Source organism: Enhydrobacter aerosaccus, from assembly GCF_900167455.1.
In the GTDB taxonomy this organism is placed as follows: domain Bacteria; phylum Pseudomonadota; class Alphaproteobacteria; order Reyranellales; family Reyranellaceae; genus Reyranella; species Reyranella aerosaccus.
Genome location: NZ_FUWJ01000002.1, coordinates 697,830 through 715,351, shown reverse-complemented (window position 1 = coordinate 715,351; position 17,522 = coordinate 697,830). Strand labels below are relative to the sequence as shown.

The window sequence follows — 17,522 nt, the reverse complement described above, 5'->3', positions numbered from 1 at the left end:
GTCACACCTTCTCCAGCAGGATGGCGCCAATCGGGCTGACGCGCGCCGCGAAGCTCTTGGGAACGATGGTGGTCGTTTCGTCCTCGGTGATAACGGCGGGGCCGGGGACGTAGCTGCCGACCGAAAGGTCGTTGCGATGATAGACAGGAATCTCCGTCAGGTCCTGATCCAGGGCGTCGTAGACCGGGCGCTTGTGGCGCGGCGTTGCCGCCTTGTCGGCCGGCTGCGGCGGACTCTTCGGCATCGGCGGCTGTTCGGCGGCAAGCCGCAGCGTCCAGTTCATGATCTCCACCGTCAGGCCGGGAATGGTCCGACCGAAGGTGGCGGCGTAACCCTCCTCGTAGAGCTTCACGAGCGTTTCGCGAGACGCTGCCGTGAACGCGCCGGCCGGCAGGTCGACAGTGATCTCGTGGCCCTGACCGCGATAGCGCATGTCGGCGGTGCGGGTGGCGACGAGCTTGGCCTGCGGGGCGGCGGCCTTCACGATCGCCTCGGCTTCCGCATGCATCTCGGCAAAGAGCCTGTTCACGTACTCCGGGTCGAACTTCTCGGGATCGAGCTGGACGTACCGGCTGCGCACGACCTCATAAGCCACCGGCGCCATCAGGAAGCCGACCGCCGAACCGACGCCGGCGCCTTTCGGCACCATCACGCGGCCGATGCCGAGCTTTTCGGCCAGGCGCGCCGCGTGGAGCGGGGCGCCGCCGCCGAAGGCGATCATGGTCCGGTTCTGCAGTTCCTTGCCGCGCTCGACGGCATGGACGCGGGCGGCATTGGCCATGTTCTCCTCGACGATCTCGCTGATGCCGAACGCGGCGTCGAGGCGCTTCAGGCCCAGCGGCTTGCCGACTGCCTTGTCGACGGCGGCGCCGGCCTTGTCCAGGGAGAGCGTGATGGTCCCGCCGGCGAAGTAGGCGGGATCGATGCGGCCCAGCACGACGTTGGCATCGGTGACCGTGGGCTCAGTGCCGCCGCGGCCGTAGCTCGCCGGGCCGGGTTCGGCGCCGGCGCTTTCCGGTCCCACATTGATGCGCGACAGCGAATCGACATGGGCGATCGAGCCGCCGCCCGCGCCGATCTCGACCATCTCGATCACGGGAATGCGCAGGGGCAGGCCCGAACCCTTCATGAATCGGTATTGCCGCGCCACCTCGAAGGTGCGCGAATGCTGTGGCTCGCCATCGTCGATCAGGCAGATCTTCGCCGTCGTGCCGCCCATGTCGAAGGACAGCACCTTGTCGAGGCCGCACTGCTTGGCCAGCGAGGCGGCCAGGATCGCGCCGCCCGCCGGGCCGGATTCGACCAGGCGGATCGGGAACTTGCGCGCCGTGTCGAGCGCGGTCAGGCCGCCGCCCGAGGTGATCATGAACAGCGGGCAGGCAAAGCCGCGCTCCTGCAGTGCCTTGTCGAGACGGCCGAGATAGCGATCCATCACCGGCTGGACATAGGCGTTGGCGACGGCGGTCGACCAGCGCTCGTATTCGCGGATCTCCGGCGACACCTCGCTCGACAGCGTGATCGAGACGCCCGGCAGCAATTCGCTCAGGATGTCCCGTGTCCGGCGCTCGTGCGTGCCGTCGAGATAGGCGTGCATGTAGCCGATCGCGATGGCCTCGATGCCGGCGGCCTTCAGCTTGGGCGCCAGCGCCCGGACGGCTGCCTCGTCGAGCGGGATCAGCACGTTGCCGCGTCCGTCCAGGCGCTCGGGAACGCCGAACCGCAGATCGCGCGCCACCAGCGGCGTCGGCTTCTGCATGAAGATGTCGTACTGCTCGAAGCGGTGCTCGAAGGCCATCTCGATCGAATCGCGGAAGCCTTCGGTCACGACCAGCGCGGTCTTGGCGCCCTTGCGCTCGATGATGGCGTTGGTTGCGAGCGTCGTGCCGTGGATGATCAGGCTGAAGTCGGCGGGCTTCAGCCCCGATGCCTTCAGGATCTCGTCGATGCCGGTCAGAACGCCTTCTTCCGGTGCCCGCGGCGTCGTGAGCACTTTCACGCTCGTTCGCTTGCCGTTTGCTTCGAGCGCGAGATCGGTGAACGTGCCGCCGATATCGACCGCAAGCCTTGCCTTGTCCATCACTCCAATACCTTCCTACGCTGCCGTCTGGATATTGCCACCAAGATAGGCTTGGCGGATACGCGGATCGGTCCGCACCTCGGCGGCCGGCCCTTCCATGAATTTGCGCCCCTGTTCCATCACCAGCGCGCGATCCGAAATCAAGAGCGCGCCGCGCACATTCTGCTCCACGACCAGGACCGTCACGCCCGTTGCAGCGATGCGCTGCACGGTGGCGAAGACATCGCCCTGCATCTTCGGCGACAGGCCGAGCGACGGCTCGTCGAGCAACAGCAGGCTGGGCTGGAGCAGGAGCACCATCGCCATTTCCAGGATCTGCTGCTGGCCGCCCGACAGGTTGCCGGCCTCGGTGCGCCATCTCTCCCGCAACAGGGGAAACAGGCTGACCACGCGCTCGATGGCGACGTCGTGGCGTGACGATGCCAGCGTATAGCAGCCCATCTTGAGATTCTCGCCCACGCTCATGGCCGGGAAGTTGCACCGCCCCTGGGGCACGAAGCCGATGCCGCGTTTCAGCCGTTCCCAGGGCGGCAGGCGCTCGACGGGCTCGTCCTTGAAAACGATCTGGCCGGAGAAGAACTTGTTGGTGCCATAGATGGCGCGCAGGAGCGTCGACTTGCCGGCGCCGTTGCCGCCGATCAGGGTCGTGATCGTGCCCGCCTGCAGCCGCGCGGAGAAATCGCGCACGATCGGATTGTCGCCGTAGCCCGCCGTCACCGAGACCAGTTCGAGAACGGGCGAGCTCATGCCGCCCCCCGCACTTCCGCTGCGGCCATCTCCGGCGTGATGCCGAGATAGGCCTCGAGCACACGGGGATCGGTGTGGATCTCCGCCGCCGTGCCCTCGGTCAGCTTGCGGCCCTGCTCCAGCACGATCACCTGGTGGCAGAGTGTGGTGATGAACTCGACATTGTGTTCGACGATCAGGAACGTCTCGCCGGCGCGGTTGAGCTGCTGCAGGGCGACTTCGATCTCGCGGATGCGGCTTGGATTGACGCCCGCCACCGGCTCGTCGAGGACGACGATCTTGGGGTGCGGCATCAGCGCCGCCGCAAGCGCCACCAGCTTCTTCTGGCCGTAGGAGAGGATGCCTGTCTCGGCCTCGTAATAGCGTTGCAGGCCGATCAACTCGACGAGTTGGCGGGCCCGTTGCTCTGACGACTCGACAGCCTGCCGATAGCGCCTCGTGCGCAGGAATTCGTCGATCCAGCCGGCCGGATCGAACTGCTGGGCGGCGATCGCCAGATTATCGGCAAGCGACAGCCGGTCATAGACACGTACCGTCTGGAATGTGCGCATCAGGCCGGCGCGCGCGATGAGATGCGCGGGTCGGCTGGTGATATCGGTGCCGCCGAGCGTCACCGTGCCGCCGTCCAGCTTCTGGAAGCCGGAGATGCAGTCGATGGCGGTGCTCTTTCCGGAGCCGTTCGGTCCGATCAATCCGGTGATGCTGCCGCCTTCGACGTCGAAGGAGACGCCGTCAAGTGCATGGATGCCGGAGTAGGATTTGCGCAGATCGGAAACGCGAAGGATAGCGCTCATCGCAACGCCTCGCGCATCCGGGCGACGCGGCGCTCACGCAGCAATCCGGCGACGCCCGAGGGCATGACGAACATCGCGATCACCAGGATCACGCCATAGATGATCATGCGGAAATCGTCGGAGAAGCGCAGAACCTCGGGCAGCGCGGAGAGGGCAATGCCGGAGGCGATCACGCCCCAGAAGCTGCCGGCCCCGCCGATGATCACGATGATCAGGAAGGTCTGCATGTAATAGAAATCGAGAAAGCTCGGGTCGATGATCCGCAGATTGAAGCAGTAGACGCCGCCCGCCGCGCCGGTGATGGCGGCGCTGAGCGCGAAGGCGGTGAGCTTGTAGGGCATGGGCGAGATGCCCTGCGCCCGCACCAGAGGCTCGTTCTGCTTGATGGCCACGAGCGTGCGGCCGATCCGCGAGCTGCAGAGCGCGAACAGGAAGGCGATTGCCGCGACCGAGAAGATCCAGGCGATCCAGTAGAATTTCCGCGGCGTGTCGAAGAGAAGACCGAAAGCTTGCGGTGCCGGCAGGTCCGGGATGCCCAACGGGCCGCGCGTGAGGCTGACCCAGTCGCGGGCGATCAGGGTAACCAGAAGCGCAAACGTGAGGGTGGAGATGACGAAGGCATGCCGGTTGGTCCGCAGCATCGGGTAACCAACGAGCACGGCGATCACCGCGTTCAACAGCGCCGCGGCGAGAAGACCGGTCCAGAAGCTACCGCCAAGAGACACGACGGTCAGCGCGGCGGTATAGCCGCCAATGCCCCAGAAGCCGAGCTGGGCGAACGACAGCAAGCCGGTGAAACCATAGACGAGATTGAGCGCCGCCGCGGCTGCGGTGAAGATGAGCGCCGAGATGCCGACACCGACGACGTAGTTGGAAGACGTCAGGACAGGGAGCGCGGCGAAGGCGAGTGCCGCGAGAAGAGCTGCGGCAAGCTTCATCCGACGCGCATGCCTCCGCGCTTGAACAGGCCCTCCGGCCGCAGCAGCAGAACCACGATCATCACCAGGAAGACCGCTCCTTCCTGCCAGGCGCTGGCGAAGAAGCCGCCAACCCAGCTTTCGATCAGGCCCAGCGCGACGGCGGCGACGACCGCGCCGGGAATATTGCCGAGCCCGCCGATCGTCACCAAGGCGAAGGCCTTGAAGATCAGGAACTGCCCCATATAGGGCGTGACGAGCTGGATCGGAGCAATTGCCGAACCGGCCAGGCCGCACAGTCCGGCGGCGAGGATCATGGCGTTGCGCGCCACGACGCGCGGCCGGATGCCGACCATCAGTGCCGCCTCCCGGTTCTGCGCGATCGCGCGCATGGCGCGTCCGAACTGCGTGAACCGCAGCGTGAGATAGAGTCCGGCGAAGGCCACCAGCGCGGCCGCAGCCCCGATCAGCCGTGTCCAGGTCAGGCGTATCGTCCCGATCTCGACCCCGTCGAAGCCGTATTGCGTGTCGACCATCCGCGGCGTCGCGGTGAAAAAGTACTGCGCGGTATGGATAAGGATGATCGACAGGCCCAGCGTGATCAGGATGCTGCGCTCGAATTCATCCGTCCTCAGACGCGCCAGCAGGACCTCGTAGATGAGCAGACCCGCCAGCATGGTGGCCAGGATCGCCGCGGCCAGGGCCGGCCAGTAAAGCAGCCCCAGCACCGGCAGGGCGAACGTCATCGCGAAGGCGCCCAGCATCAGGATTTCGCCATGCGCGAAATTGATGATCTCCATCACCCCGAAGATCAGGGACAGACCGACGGCAATCAGGGCGTACAGCAGCCCGAGCGCGATGCCGTTCAGCGTGAGCTGAAGGAGGTACGTGGCGTCGATGGTCATTGTCGTCGCGGCTCTGCAAATCCCGGACCATGGAGGGCAGTTGACAGATAATCGCGAATCCTGTGACCCTGCAACTATCGAAACGATGTACCGATATACGGCACAGCCCAGATGACGGCGCCCAAGCACCCGGGCCGGCGTGTGATCCTCGCACCGCGGCCTCAAACGGCGCGTGTCGAGCCCAAAAAGCGGGCGCGGTCGCAGTCTCTTGAACGCGGACTCGACGTGCTGGAAACGGTGGCGGCGGAAGGCGGGGAGCTGGGGGTTCGTGAACTCGCGCGCCGCTGCAGCCTGAGCCCCAGCATCGTGCAGCGCCTGGTGAGCTCCCTGGCCGGTCGCGGTTACCTTGAGAAGAACAGAGACACGGCGCGCTATCGCCTGGGCCACCGCGCACTGGCGCTGGGGGCGAGCGGCGAGGGCGCATTCGACTATGTCGTCGCGGCACGGCGCGAGCTCGAGCAGATGGCGCACCAGCATCACCTCAACGGTTTCGTCTCGGTCCTGCGCGGCGGACGTGCGATCTATCTGCTGGCGGTGCAGGCCGACGGTCCGGTCGCGATCAAGGTCAGCCCGGGCAGCGAGATGCCGTTGCACAGTACCAGTGCCGGCAAGGTGCTGCTGGCATCGCTGAGCGATGGCGAGGCGCGCAAGGTCCTCGGCCCGCGCAAGCTCACTGCCATCACGCCGCATACGATCACCGATCCCGGCATGCTCGTCGCCTCGCTCGCCAAGGTGCGGCGTCAGGGCTTCGCGCTGGTGAACGAGGAGAATATTCCGGGCGTGCTCTCGGTCGGCGCGCCGATTTGCGATCGCACCGGTGCCGTCATCGCGGCGCTGAGCGTGGCGTTTCCGAAGTATCTCGATTCGGGCCTGACGCTGGCGAGCGTCGAGCCCCTGGTGACGGCGGCGGCCCTGCGCATCTCGCGTTTGCTTGGCATGCCGTCTGCTACGTTGTTGACCCTGGGGAGTGTGAGCGGAGGGACATGATGAAGGGGAAATTGCTGTCGGCGGTTGCGGCCGTTCTCTTGTTGGGCGCCGGGCCGGTCCTCGCGCAGCCGATCGTGATCGGCGTCTCGACGCCCAAGACCGGTCCCGCCGCGGTCGCGTCGGAATGGGAAATGTGGGGTGCCAACCTCGCTGTCGACGAGATCAACGCCGCGGGCGGCCTGCTCGGCGGGCGCAAGGTCGAGCTGATGGTGCTCGACAACAAGTGCAATCCCTCGGAAGGGGTGAACGTCGCCAACAAGCTCGTGGAGGCCAAGGTCGTCGCGATCGAGGGCGCGCATTGCAGCTCGGTTCATCTCGCCACGATGAAGATCATCGCCGATGCCAAGATCCCGATGATCACAGGCATCGCCTCCAACCCACAGATCACCGAGCTGGCCGGTCCGGGGCGTAACGAATACGCATTTCGCATCAGCCCGTCCGACAGCGCCATGATGGATGCGCTCGGCATCTATCTCGGTCAGAAGAAGCTTTTCAAGACGGTCTCGATCGTGGGCGAAGACACCGACTTCGGACGCGGTGGAGCAGACGCCTTCAAGGCCGTTGCCGACAAGGCCGGCGTGAAGATCGTATCGACCGACTTTCCGCCGCAGAACACGCCGGACTTCACCAGCCTGCTGACCCGCTTGCAGCAATTGCGCCCGGACGCGATCGCGACGTTCCAGTTGGGCGGCGATTCGATCAACTTTCTCCGCCAGGCGATGCAGCTCGGCTTGCACATTCCCTATACCGGCCGTGTCGAACTGGGCGGCCGCAACCAGCCCATCATCGAGGCCGGGGGCATGGAGAACTCGATCAGCGCCTGGGTCTACAATGCTACGGTGGACGATCCCCTGAACAAGGCGTTCGTCGAGAAGATCAAGGCCAAGTACAAGTCAGAGCCCTACCTGCAGACCTGGGCCGGCTACCAGTGCATCCGCATCATCGCGCAGGCGATCAAGGATGCGAACAGCACCGACGGGCAGAAGGTCATGGAGGCCATGCGTAAGGTCAAGATCGACAACCTCCTGGGCAAGACCGTGACCTTCGACGACCACAACTCGATGGGTCACTATGTCGTGCTGCAGACGGTGAAGAACCGGAAGGTCGCCGTCGCCGATATCGTCGAGGTGAAGTAGCGCGATCCTAAACCATGGCCGTCACCCCGGGCGCGGCGCTCGGGGTGACGAGAAGCGCCGAAGGTTGAGCGTCAGGCTCGCGGACGGGGCAGATTGCGGCGCTTGTCCTGTTCCGTCGCGGGGCCGGCCCAGCGGGTCGCGATTTCGAGCGTGATCGGTTCCAGGGGCTGGGCGCTGTGTGCCGCCAGATGACGCTCGGCATCGGCGTCGGCGTAGAGCGTGGTGCGGATGCGTGAGACCCGGCCGAGGCTCGCGATCAGGCCTTCCATCGCGTCGGGCGGAAGCTCCTCGCCATGCTCGGCGCCGGCGGCGCGCGTAATCGATTCGTTCATCAGCGTGCCGCCAAGATCGTTGGCACCGGCATTCAGGCAATGCCGGGCGCCCTCGATGCCCATCTTCACCCACGAAGTCTGGATGTTGGGAATGTGCGGGTGCAGCGCCAGGCGGCCGATCGAGTGCATCAGCACGGCCTCGCGGAAAGTCGGCCCCAGCCGCGCCTCGCCCTTGAGCGCGATCGGCGCTTCGGCGGCGACGAAGGGGAGCGGCACCAGCTCCGTGAAGCCGCCCGTCTCCTTCTGCAGGTCGCGCAGGCGCAGCAGATGACGCGCCCAATGGATGGGCCGGTCGACATGTCCGAACATGATGGTGGCAGTGGAACGCAGGCCCGCTTTGTGGGCGGCGCGCATGATGTCGAGCCACTGCTGTGTCGAGACCTTGTCGGGGCACAGGATGTCGCGCACCTCGTCGTCGAGGACTTCCGCCGCCGTTCCCGGCAGGCTGCCGAGGCCGGCCTCGCGCAGTTCGGTCAGGAAGTCCGGAATCGAGCGGTTGCGCGTCGTCGCGCCGTGCCAGACCTCGAGCGGCGAGAAGGCATGGACATGCATGCCGGGCACTGCCTCGCGCACCGCGCGGCAGACCTCGAGATAGTATTCGCCGCTATAGTCGGGATGGATGCCGCCCTGCATGCACACTTCGGTGGCGCCGCGATCCCAGGCCTCCTTGGCTCGGCGCACGATTTCCTGGACCGTGAGGTCGTACGGCGCACCGCGCAGATTGGCGGCCAGCTTGCCTTTCGAGAAAGCGCAGAAGCCGCAGCGGAAATAGCAGATGTTCGTATAGTTGATGTTGCGCACGACGGCATAGGAGATCGTGTCGCCGACGGTCTCGCGGCGCAGCGTGTCGGCCGCCTGCGCCACGGCGGCGAAGTCGGCACCGCGTGCGGCGAACAGGCGGACGATCTCGTCTTCGTTGAGATCGTCGCCTCGCATGGCGCGATCGATGCTGGGGGCGAGGCTGTCGCTTGGCCGCACGGCCGGCTGGGACAGCGTTCGGACATCGGCGTCCGGCAGCTCCATGACAAGACCAGGCCGCCAGTCGTTGTCGCGCCGCAGGCCGCTGGCCTCGCTCATCGTCAGCACGCGCGGACGCAAGGCGCGATCGATCCATGCCTTGTCGTGGACATAGCGGGGATAGACGGCCAGACGTTCGGTCAGCACCTTGCCGTGTTTGGCACTCTCGGCTGCCAGCGCATCGAGCGCCGGCCAAGGCCGTTCCGGATTCACATGGTCGGGTGTTACGGGCGAGACGCCGCCCCAATCGTCGATACCGGCCTCGATAAGTCGGCCGTAGCCCGGTTCCTGCAGGTTCGGCGGCGCCTGGATGGAAAGCGTGTCCGCGAAGATCAGGCGGGCGACGGAAACGGTCCAGAGCAGTTCGTCGAACGAAGGCTCCGGCGCCTGGGCCATGCGCGTGCCGGGCTTCGCCTTGAAATTCTGGACGATGATTTCCTGAAGATGACCATACAGGCGATGGAGATCGCGCAAAGCTAGCAGCGCTTCGATCCGTTCGGCGCGGGTTTCACCGATGCCGATCAGGATGCCGCTGGTGAAAGGCACCTTGGCCTTGCCCGCGGCGCGGATCGTGGCGAGGCGGGCGGCCGGATCCTTGTCGGGAGCGCCGAAATGCGGACCGCCGCGTTCGCAGAGTCGAGCGGCCACACTCTCCAGCATGATGCCCATCGACACCGATGTACGGCGCAGCTTGGCAAGATCGTCGGCATCCATCAGGCCGGGATTGAGGTGCGGCAGCAGACCGGTCTCCTTGAAGACCAGCTCGGCCATGGCCGCCAGATAGTCGAGTGTCGACACATATCCCATGGTCGCGAGTGCCTCGGCGGCCGGCTTCCATTTCAGTTCCGGCTTGTCGCCGAGCGTGAACAGCGCTTCGGCGCAGCCCGCCGCCTGGCCGGCGCGGGCTATCGCCAGGACCTGATCGGGGGAGAGATACGCTGCTTCGCCGCGCTTGGGCGGATGGACGAACGTGCAGTAGCCGCAGGTATCTCGGCACAAATGCGTGAGCGGAATGAAGACCTTCTTGGAGAAGGTCACGCGATCGCCGAAGGCGGCGTCGCGAATCGCCGCCGCCTTCCGCATCAGGCTGGGCAGGTCGCTGGCTTGGGCGAGGATTTGCTCGACTTCAGGCGACATGGCGGAACACACGATACACGGGGTGATCGGAAACGAGCGCGGCAAGATCGGCTGGGGTGTCGATGTCGCGGGCCAGGCCGGGCCGGCGCACGAAAGCCGGCTCGATACCGGTAGACCTTGCGCGTTCGGCATGCAATCCGGCGCTTGGACGGTGCGTGGCGAAAGCAAAGCCCAGGATGGTCGGCGGACGTAGCAGCAAGGCATTGGTGCCGCCGTCCTTGGCTTCGGCGATGACCACCGCGCTTTCCCGTCCAGCCTCGATCATGGCAGCAATGTCCTCAACGCAGAGATAAGGCAGGTCCGCCGTCACCAGCAGAAGCTGGGTAGCCCCCTCCGCTTCCACAAGGCGTGCCGCCGCCGCCGCATCGGCGTTGAGATCGCCCTCGCCGCGATCGCTGCCCGCGACATGAATGCGCTCGACGCCTGCCCGGCGCAGCGTCTCCAGCACGTGATCCAGCATCTGCTGGGCCAAGGCGCGTCGCCGCGGCGGATCGAGCACACTGGCAAGGCGGCTCTTGGCGAGTTCCAGGGCCTTCATTGGAACGACGGCGACAAGCATCGTCAGGAGTGTTGCAGAGAGCGGGCGAGGGCGTCCACGAAATCGAGGGTCGACGCAGCGAGCCGGCGTTTGTCGAGGTCGTTGCGCATCATGGTATCCGTTACCTGCACCTCGATGCCCAACGCCTCGATGGCGGGGGCGAGCCCTGCGTCGGCCTGATCGAGCACGAAGCCATCGATCAGGCCCTTATAGTAACGTGCCACGCCGAGCGCGGAAACATCGTGGCCAAGCTCGGCCAGCATTTTCGCGGCCGGTCCTTTGATGGCCTGCCCGCCGACGATGGGCGTAACAGCGACCTTGGGAACCTTCAGCCGTTCGATCATGTCCCGCACGCCGGGAACGGCAAGGATCGGCGCGACGCTGACGAAGGGATTGGACGGGCAGATGACAATGCCGCGCAGGTCGGGGGGATCTTGGAGCACGGGGTGCGGCGTGGCTGTCGCCGCGCCCGCAAAGTGGAGGCTGCGAACGGCGGGCTCGCAGTGCAAACGCACGAACCAGTCCTGGAAGGCGAGATCGCCCTGGTCGGTGGTGACGATAGTGCGGACTGCATCGTCGGTCATCGGGACGATGGCGCACCTGACGCCGAGCCGTCGGGCAAGATCTCGGGTGACGGCCGACAGCGTCTCTCCGGTCCGCAGCCGGCGTGTGCGTTCGATATGCGTGGCGAGATCCTTGTCGCCGAGACGAAACCAGGTCTCTCCGCCAAGCTGCCCCAGCGCTTCCATGACCGTCCAGGTCTCCTGACGGCGGCCCCAGCCCGTCTCGGGGTTGGCGACTCCGGCCAGCGTGTACATGACCGTATCGAGATCGGGGGAAATGCTGAGGCCGAGATGGTCGAAATCGTCCGCCGTATTGACGACGACCGTCAGCGCGTCGGGTGGCAATTCGCCGGCCAGCCCCAGGGCGAGCTTGGCGCCGCCCACGCCGCCTGCCAGCGCAAGAATTCTATCGTTCAGATCTGCCATGGCCGACCTTACCTAGCCAGGGTCCGAGACGCCAAAGTTTTGCGGCAGCGTCGCATGAGGCGATCTCGTGTCGAGCGCGAGATTGCTTATCGAACCGTCACGATGCGAGTGTGCCAAGGGCGGCGGCGAGGCGTCTAAACGCCGCGTCGTCTCCCGGCAGGCCAAAGCGCAGCCACTGTGGCTGTCGCATGAAGGAGCGGACATGGATGCCGTGTTCGCCGAGGCGCTGAACGATGATCGGGGCGTCAGCCTGTTCGACCAGACGAAAGAGATGCGTCCCGCCCAGCGGCTTGAATCCGGCTGCCGTCAGGATGGCGTCGAGGCGTCGGCCATCTTCTTCGAGGCGCTCCTTCGTGGCTTGCAACCACATATTGTCCAATAGCGCGGTGCGACCGACCGCCAGGGCGGGACCAGAAACGACCCAGGGTCCAAGCTCGTCGCGCAGACGGGCCGCGAGGTCCGGTTCGGCGATGGCGAAACCCAGGCGCAGGCCGCCCAGGCCGTAGGTCTTGCCAAAGGAGCGAAGGACCACCGTTCGCGGCGGCAATGTCCCTGACACGCTCGCCGTGGCAGGCAGAAAGTCGATGAAGGCTTCGTCCACGACCAGCAGCGTTCGCGGCGCCCGCAGCTCGGTCCGAGCCAGGAGCCGTCCCGTCGGATTATCGGGGTTCACCACCACGATGACGTCGGCGGTGGCGGCATCGGCCATGTCGGCAACGATCCGGACATCGTGCCCCTGGCGGCGCCAGGCCACCTGATGCTCTTCGTAGGTGGGGCCGACGATCGCCACGCGCGACGGCGCGACGAGACGGGGTAGGAGCTGGATCAAGGCCTGCGTTCCCGGCGCAGCCACCAGACGCGCGGGCTCGGCGACGCCATAGCGACGCGCGGCGGCGGCGATGAGCGCCCGCTCCTGCTCGCCGTCGGGCAGGCGCGACCACATATCGCCGGCGATTGTGCCGACCGGGTAGGCGACCGGATTGATGCCCGTCGACAGATCGAGCCATGGCTGCGGCGCATCCGGGTGGCGGCGGCGGGCGGCGCTCAGGTCGCCGCCATGCAGGACGGCCCTCATGTCAGTTTGACGATCGCGTTGCCCATGATAGGCACAGCGCCATGTCCGTCGGTCTTGCTCTTCTTGCCGCCTTCATCGAATCCGTCGTCGGCTATCCCAATCTTGTCTTCCGTACTATCGGCCATCCCGTCACCTGGATCGCGCGCGTCATAACATGGGGCGACAAGACGTGGAATTCCGAGGAGCACTCCGAACTGCAGCAAAGAGTGCACGGTATCGTCTTGATGCTGGTGCTGATCGCGGGCGCGGCGGTCATTGGTGTTCTGATTTCGAGGGTACTTCATCTTCTGCTGCCCGCGGCTTTGGCCTTCATCGTCTTGGCCGTCGTCGCCAGCACGCTGCTGGCCCAGCGCAGCCTCGATACCCACGTGACGGCGGTGGCGGACGCCCTGGAAGCGCGCGGTCTGCTCGCCGGGCGCCAGGCTGTCGCGATGATCGTCGGGCGGGACACCAACGAGTTGGATGAGGCGGGCGTCAGCCGTGCCGCGATCGAGAGCCTGGCCGAGAGCTTCTCCGACGGCATCGTTGCGCCCTTGTTCTGGCTTGCCGTCGCCGGCTTGCCTGGCGCGTTGGCCTACAAGGCGATCAATACCGCCGACAGCATGATCGGCCACAAGACCCAGCGCTATCTGCATTTCGGATGGGCCGCTGCCCGCAGCGACGATCTGGCCAACCTGCCGGCGTCGCGCCTGTCGGCTCTGTGGCTCGTGCTGGGCGCTTTGTGGCTGCCCGGTCTATCGGCTCGGCGATCATTGGCAACGACTCTGCGGGACGCGCGCCAGCACGATTCGCCCAATGCAGGATGGCCCGAAGCGGCGATGGCTGGTGCGCTCGGCATACGGCTCATGGGGCCGCGCAGTTACGACGGAGAAAAGATCGACGCGCCCTGGATGGGAGACGGCAGGACGCGCGTCGCGGCAAGCGATATCCGCTCGGCGCTCGTCCTGTACCGTACGGCCTGCGGTTTCCAGTTAGCGGCACTCGGCGTTGTCCTGGCACTCAGCGTATTGATTTGAGCTGGGGGACACGCGCGATTGCCTGCAGCCGGTCGCAATCGATATGCTTTTCGAGATGATCGGCGAGCAGGTCGAGCGTGGCATCGACATCGGCTTCGTAGTTGAATGCCGAGGGCTTGCCGCCGATCCGTTCCAGCCAGTGTCGACGTTGCCGATCGTCGCTCAGCAGGCCGTGGATGTAGCAACCGGCGATCCGTCCGTCAGGGCTGACCGCGCCCCGATCATGGTCGTTTCCCAGCTGGAGGAGGGGGGCGATGGCGCCGGTCGTCCGGCCGACATGCATCTCGTATCCCTTGAAGGGGATGCCTTCCACCGTATGGCCCGCGATCTCGATCAGCACCTTGTCACCCTCCAGGACCGTGTCCACGGCAAGCAGATCCAATCCCTCCACGGTGGCGGGTGGTCCCTCGATGCCGTGTGGATCTGCCACCGTGCGGCCGAGCATCTGGTAGCCGCCGCAGATGCCGAGCACGTGACCACCGCGCCGGAGGTGCGCTTTGAGGTCGATGTCCCAGCCGGCGTCGCGTAGCGCCGTGAGGTCGGCAATCGTGGCCTTGGAGCCAGGCAGGATGACGAGGCGCGCGTCGCCGGGAATAGCCTCCCCCGGGCGCACGAACACCAAGTCGACCGACGGTTCGAGGCGCAGCGGGTCGAAATCATCGAAATTGGCGATACGGGGATAGGCGAGGACGGCAATCTTCAGGCCGTGGTCATCCCGATTCATCGGTAGGCCGAGGGCGTCCTCCGCCGGCAGGCGATGCGCTGCCTCGAAGTGCGGCACGAGGCCGAGCGCCTTCCAGCCCGTGCGCTCGGCGATCATCCTCATGCCGTCGGCGAACAGCGATGGATCGCCGCGGAAGCGATTGACGATGAATCCCTCGATCATTGCCGCGTCGGCCCGATCGATGACTTCACGCGTGCCGACCAGACTCGCGATAACGCCGCCGCGATCGATATCGCCGACGAGCACCACGGGGACGTCGGCGGCGCGCGCAAAGCCCATGTTGGCGATGTCGGCCGCGCGCAGATTGATCTCGGACGCCGAGCCCGCACCCTCGACGAGAACGAGATCGGCCTCGGCGCCAAGTCGGGCGAAACTGTCGAGCACGGCCGCCATCAGGCTGGGCTTCAGCGCCTGATACTCACGGGCCTTGGCATTGCCTACGACCTTGCCCTGCACAACGACCTGCGAGCCGAGGTCGCTCTGGGGTTTCAGCAGCACGGGATTCATGTGCACGCTCGGCATCACCCGGGCGGCGCGCGCCTGCAGTGCCTGCGCGCGGCCAATCTCGCCGCCATCGGCAGTCACGGCGGCATTGTTGGACATGTTCTGCGGCTTGAAGGGACGGACGCGCAAGCCGCGCCGCGTGAAGACACGGGCCAGTCCCGCGACGATCAACGACTTGCCGACATCGGAACCCGTGCCCTGGATCATCAGGGCACGCGCCTTGATTGCGGCCGTCATCAGAACTCGATGCCTTCCTGGGCCTTTACGCCGGCGGCGAAATGATGCTTCACGGGCGTCATCTCCGTCACGAGGTCCGCGGCGTCGATCATCTCGGGCTTGGCATTGCGTCCGGTGACGACGATGTGCAGGTCGTTGCGCCGGGCCTGCAGGGCGCTGACCACCTCGGTCACGTCGAGATGGTCGTAGCGCAGGGTGATATTGAGTTCGTCGAGCACGATCAGCCGGATCGTGGGGTCGGCCATGAGTTTCCGGGTTGCGGCCCAGGCGCGTCGCGCGGCCTCCACATCGCGCTGGCGGTCCTGCGTCTCCCAGGTGAAGCCCTCGCCCAGCGTGTGCCATTCGACCTGATCGCCGAATCGCTCGATGGCCGTCCGCTCGCCGGATTGCCACGCCCCCTTGCCGAATTGAACGACACCGCAGCGGAAGCCCCGGCCCAGGGCCCGCAGCATCAGGCCGAAGGCGGCCGTGGATTTGCCCTTCCCCTTGCCGGTATGGACGATCAGGAGGCCCTTCTCGACAGTCTTGGCCGCGACCTCCGCGTCCTGGATCGCCTTGCGATTGGCCATTTTGGCCTTGTGGCGCGTCTGCTCGTCATTTGCTGTCGTCATGCGACCAAAATGGACGGCAAAGCCCTTGTCATCAAGGCGGGCGGCTCCTATCAAGCGGGCGACGGTGCCCTTCGGGGATGAAAAGGGAACGCGGTTCAATCCGCGGCTGCCCCCGCAACTGTAGTCGGCGAGCTGACGGCCAGGAAGCCACTGGAAGTACCGCAAGGGAACCCGGGAAGGTGGTCGGAGGCGGCGACCCGAGAGCCAGGAAACCTGCCGTCGCGTAATGCCGCATCCGAGCCTCGCGCGGGGAGTCGCGAAGGCCAGGCCAACCCGAAGCCGATCGCGCTTTGGGCTCCGTCGGAGTGGCAGCAAGCGGACCCCTCACGGGACGCAAACGACGGAGGATGCGTTTGGCTTTGCTCGATCGACCGCCTACCACGCTGTTCGTCTGCGTGACATGCCGTGCGGGCCGCGACGACGCACAGGAGCCCCGACCAGGGGCGCAGCTGTTCGAGTCGCTGCGGCAGGGTGCCGAGGGCCTCGCGGTCGTTCCTGTCGAATGCCTGTCGAATTGCCAGCGCGGCTGCACGGCCGCGGTATCGGCACCTGGCAAGTGGACCTACGTGATCGGCCAGCTCGATCCCGAGCAGCATGCCGCCGACATGCTGGCTTTCGCGCGTCTGCACCGCGAGGCCACCGATGGCCTTCCGGCCTGGCGAAGCCGCCCGGAGCATGTCCGCAAGAACACCATCGCGCGCATTCCGCCGCTGCCGGTCGTCGCAAAGGAGATCGCATGAGCTCGCTGGCCAAAGTGCCCTGCACCATCGTCACGGGATTCCTAGGCGCCGGAAAGACCACTCTTGTCCGGCACGTTCTGGAGAATGCCCAGGGACGCCGACTTGCCGTCATCGTCAACGAATTCGGCGACGTGGGCATCGACGGCGAGATCCTGAAAAACTGTGGGGTCGAGAATTGCCCCGAGGATGCGATCGTCGAGCTGGCGAATGGGTGCCTGTGCTGCACGGTCGCCGACGATTTCGTGCCGGCGTTGAAGAACCTGCTCGACCGTCCGTCGCCGCCCGAGCACATCGTCATCGAGACCTCGGGCCTCGCCCTGCCAAAGCCGCTGGTGAAAGCATTCAACTGGCCCGAGATCGCCTCGCGCGTGACGGTGGACGGCGTGGTGACGGTGGTGGACGGCGCCGCGGTTGCCGCCGGCCGCTTTGCCGATGATCCCGAAGCGATCGCCCGGCAGCGGGCCAGCGACGAGTCGCTCGATCACGACAATCCGCTGGAGGAGGTGTTCGAGGACCAGCTGCTGTGCGCCGACCTCGTGATCCTGAACAAGGCCGATCTGCTGTCTGCCGATCAGCGAAGCACAGTGACCGGCGAGATCGGCAAGACCTTGCCGCGCGCCGTGAAGGTCGTGGAGGCGCAGAACGGACAAGTGCCCGTTGCCGTGCTGTTGGGCCTGGGCGCGGAAGCGGAGAGCGATCTCTCCAATCGCCCTTCGCATCATGACTTGGAGGGCGAGCACGATCACGACGATTTCGACACCTTCATCGTCGATCTGCCTGCTTTCGAGTCACCCCAGGTGCTGATCGACCGGCTGCGTAAGGCGGCGATGGCCCACGACATTCTGCGCCTCAAGGGCTTCGTCGATATTGCCGGCAAGCCGATGCGCCTTCTGGTGCAGGGAGTCGGGGCGCGCATCCAGCATCAGTTCGATCGTCGCTGGTCGAGCGACGAGGTGCGGCGTGGCCGATTGGTCGTGATTGGCGAGAAGGGCCTCGACCAGACTGCGATCCAAACGTTGGTCGCGGGCTGAGGCGCGCC

Annotated in this window: 16 protein-coding genes and 1 riboswitch; of the genes, 5 read left to right on the top strand and 11 right to left on the bottom strand. The window is 65.9% G+C overall.

Annotated features, from left to right (window positions below; translation table 11 throughout):
* Position 1: 1 nt before the first annotated feature.
* From B5D62_RS12660 to B5D62_RS12640, 5 genes are read right to left on the bottom strand one after another with little or no spacing between them, the layout of a single operon-like run.
* Positions 2 to 2,077: a hydantoinase/oxoprolinase family protein gene (locus tag B5D62_RS12660; RefSeq protein WP_139373858.1), complete on the bottom strand. Its 2,076-nt coding sequence runs from the start codon at positions 2,075 to 2,077 to the stop codon at positions 2 to 4.
* A gap of 15 nt (positions 2,078 to 2,092) precedes the next feature.
* Positions 2,093 to 2,824 carry an ABC transporter ATP-binding protein gene (locus B5D62_RS12655; protein WP_085934207.1) on the bottom strand — a complete coding sequence of 244 codons (732 nt, stop codon included), beginning with the start codon at positions 2,822 to 2,824 and terminating at the stop codon, positions 2,093 to 2,095.
* A complete protein-coding gene (locus B5D62_RS12650) occupies positions 2,821 to 3,618 on the bottom strand; it encodes an ABC transporter ATP-binding protein (RefSeq protein WP_085934206.1) in 798 nt (265 codons plus the stop codon). Before B5D62_RS12650 ends, B5D62_RS12655 begins: the two co-directional genes overlap by 4 nt.
* The gene (locus B5D62_RS12645) at positions 3,615 to 4,556 is read right to left on the bottom strand and encodes a branched-chain amino acid ABC transporter permease (protein WP_085934205.1); all 942 of its coding nucleotides are present in this window, start codon (positions 4,554 to 4,556) and stop codon (positions 3,615 to 3,617) included. Before B5D62_RS12645 ends, B5D62_RS12650 begins: the two co-directional genes overlap by 4 nt.
* Positions 4,553 to 5,440: a branched-chain amino acid ABC transporter permease gene (locus B5D62_RS12640; protein ID WP_085934204.1), complete on the bottom strand. Its 888-nt coding sequence runs from the start codon at positions 5,438 to 5,440 to the stop codon at positions 4,553 to 4,555. Before B5D62_RS12640 ends, B5D62_RS12645 begins: the two co-directional genes overlap by 4 nt.
* A gap of 111 nt (positions 5,441 to 5,551) precedes the next feature.
* Here B5D62_RS12640 and B5D62_RS12635 point away from each other — a divergent pair, with 111 nt between their 5' ends.
* Together B5D62_RS12635 and B5D62_RS12630 are read left to right on the top strand one after the other, a co-directional pair.
* Positions 5,552 to 6,427 carry an IclR family transcriptional regulator gene (locus tag B5D62_RS12635; protein WP_085934203.1) on the top strand — a complete coding sequence of 292 codons (876 nt, stop codon included), beginning with the start codon at positions 5,552 to 5,554 and terminating at the stop codon, positions 6,425 to 6,427.
* Positions 6,427 to 7,563: an ABC transporter substrate-binding protein gene (locus B5D62_RS12630; protein ID WP_170920910.1), complete on the top strand. Its 1,137-nt coding sequence runs from the start codon at positions 6,427 to 6,429 to the stop codon at positions 7,561 to 7,563. The genes B5D62_RS12635 and B5D62_RS12630 overlap by 1 nt, the downstream gene beginning before the upstream one ends.
* Before the next feature lie 71 nt (positions 7,564 to 7,634).
* On the opposite strand, the gene cofH is transcribed toward B5D62_RS12630, so the two are convergent.
* From cofH to cobD, 4 genes are all read right to left on the bottom strand, one after another.
* Positions 7,635 to 10,049 carry a 5-amino-6-(D-ribitylamino)uracil--L-tyrosine 4-hydroxyphenyl transferase CofH gene (cofH, locus tag B5D62_RS12625; protein WP_085934201.1) on the bottom strand — a complete coding sequence of 805 codons (2,415 nt, stop codon included), beginning with the start codon at positions 10,047 to 10,049 and terminating at the stop codon, positions 7,635 to 7,637.
* Complete coding sequence (gene cofC / locus B5D62_RS12620; RefSeq protein WP_170920909.1) at positions 10,039 to 10,587, bottom strand: 2-phospho-L-lactate guanylyltransferase; 549 nt, start codon at positions 10,585 to 10,587, stop codon at positions 10,039 to 10,041. The genes cofH and cofC overlap by 11 nt, the downstream gene beginning before the upstream one ends.
* 23 nt (positions 10,588 to 10,610) lie before the next feature.
* Positions 10,611 to 11,576 (bottom strand): 2-phospho-L-lactate transferase, encoded by a 966-nt coding sequence (gene cofD, locus B5D62_RS12615; protein WP_170920908.1) that lies wholly within the window; start codon positions 11,574 to 11,576, stop codon positions 10,611 to 10,613.
* 97 nt (positions 11,577 to 11,673) lie between these two features.
* The gene (gene cobD, locus B5D62_RS12610; protein ID WP_085934199.1) at positions 11,674 to 12,651 is read right to left on the bottom strand and encodes a threonine-phosphate decarboxylase CobD; all 978 of its coding nucleotides are present in this window, start codon (positions 12,649 to 12,651) and stop codon (positions 11,674 to 11,676) included.
* A gap of 41 nt (positions 12,652 to 12,692) precedes the next feature.
* Here cobD and cbiB point away from each other — a divergent pair, with 41 nt between their 5' ends.
* The gene (gene cbiB / locus B5D62_RS12605) at positions 12,693 to 13,667 is read left to right on the top strand and encodes an adenosylcobinamide-phosphate synthase CbiB (RefSeq protein ID WP_085934198.1); all 975 of its coding nucleotides are present in this window, start codon (positions 12,693 to 12,695) and stop codon (positions 13,665 to 13,667) included.
* Here cbiB and B5D62_RS12600 read toward each other — a convergent pair.
* Both B5D62_RS12600 and cobO read right to left on the bottom strand, forming a co-directional pair.
* Positions 13,651 to 15,120, bottom strand: a complete 1,470-nt coding sequence (locus B5D62_RS12600) for a cobyric acid synthase (RefSeq protein WP_139373898.1) — start codon at positions 15,118 to 15,120, stop codon at positions 13,651 to 13,653. The genes cbiB and B5D62_RS12600 overlap by 17 nt on opposite strands.
* 11 nt (positions 15,121 to 15,131) lie before the next feature.
* Positions 15,132 to 15,743, bottom strand: coding sequence for a cob(I)yrinic acid a,c-diamide adenosyltransferase (cobO, locus tag B5D62_RS12595; RefSeq protein ID WP_085934752.1), 612 nt, complete (start codon positions 15,741 to 15,743; stop codon positions 15,132 to 15,134).
* A gap of 45 nt (positions 15,744 to 15,788) precedes the next feature.
* A riboswitch (cobalamin riboswitch) is annotated at positions 15,789 to 15,978 on the top strand.
* 112 nt (positions 15,979 to 16,090) lie between these two features.
* Between cobO and B5D62_RS12590 the strand changes: the two genes are divergently transcribed.
* Positions 16,091 to 16,483, top strand: coding sequence for a DUF1636 family protein (locus tag B5D62_RS12590; protein ID WP_085934197.1), 393 nt, complete (start codon positions 16,091 to 16,093; stop codon positions 16,481 to 16,483).
* Positions 16,480 to 17,514: a cobalamin biosynthesis protein CobW gene (gene cobW, locus B5D62_RS12585; RefSeq protein WP_085934196.1), complete on the top strand. Its 1,035-nt coding sequence runs from the start codon at positions 16,480 to 16,482 to the stop codon at positions 17,512 to 17,514. Before B5D62_RS12590 ends, cobW begins: the two co-directional genes overlap by 4 nt.
* The last annotated feature ends 8 nt before the right edge of the window (positions 17,515 to 17,522 follow it).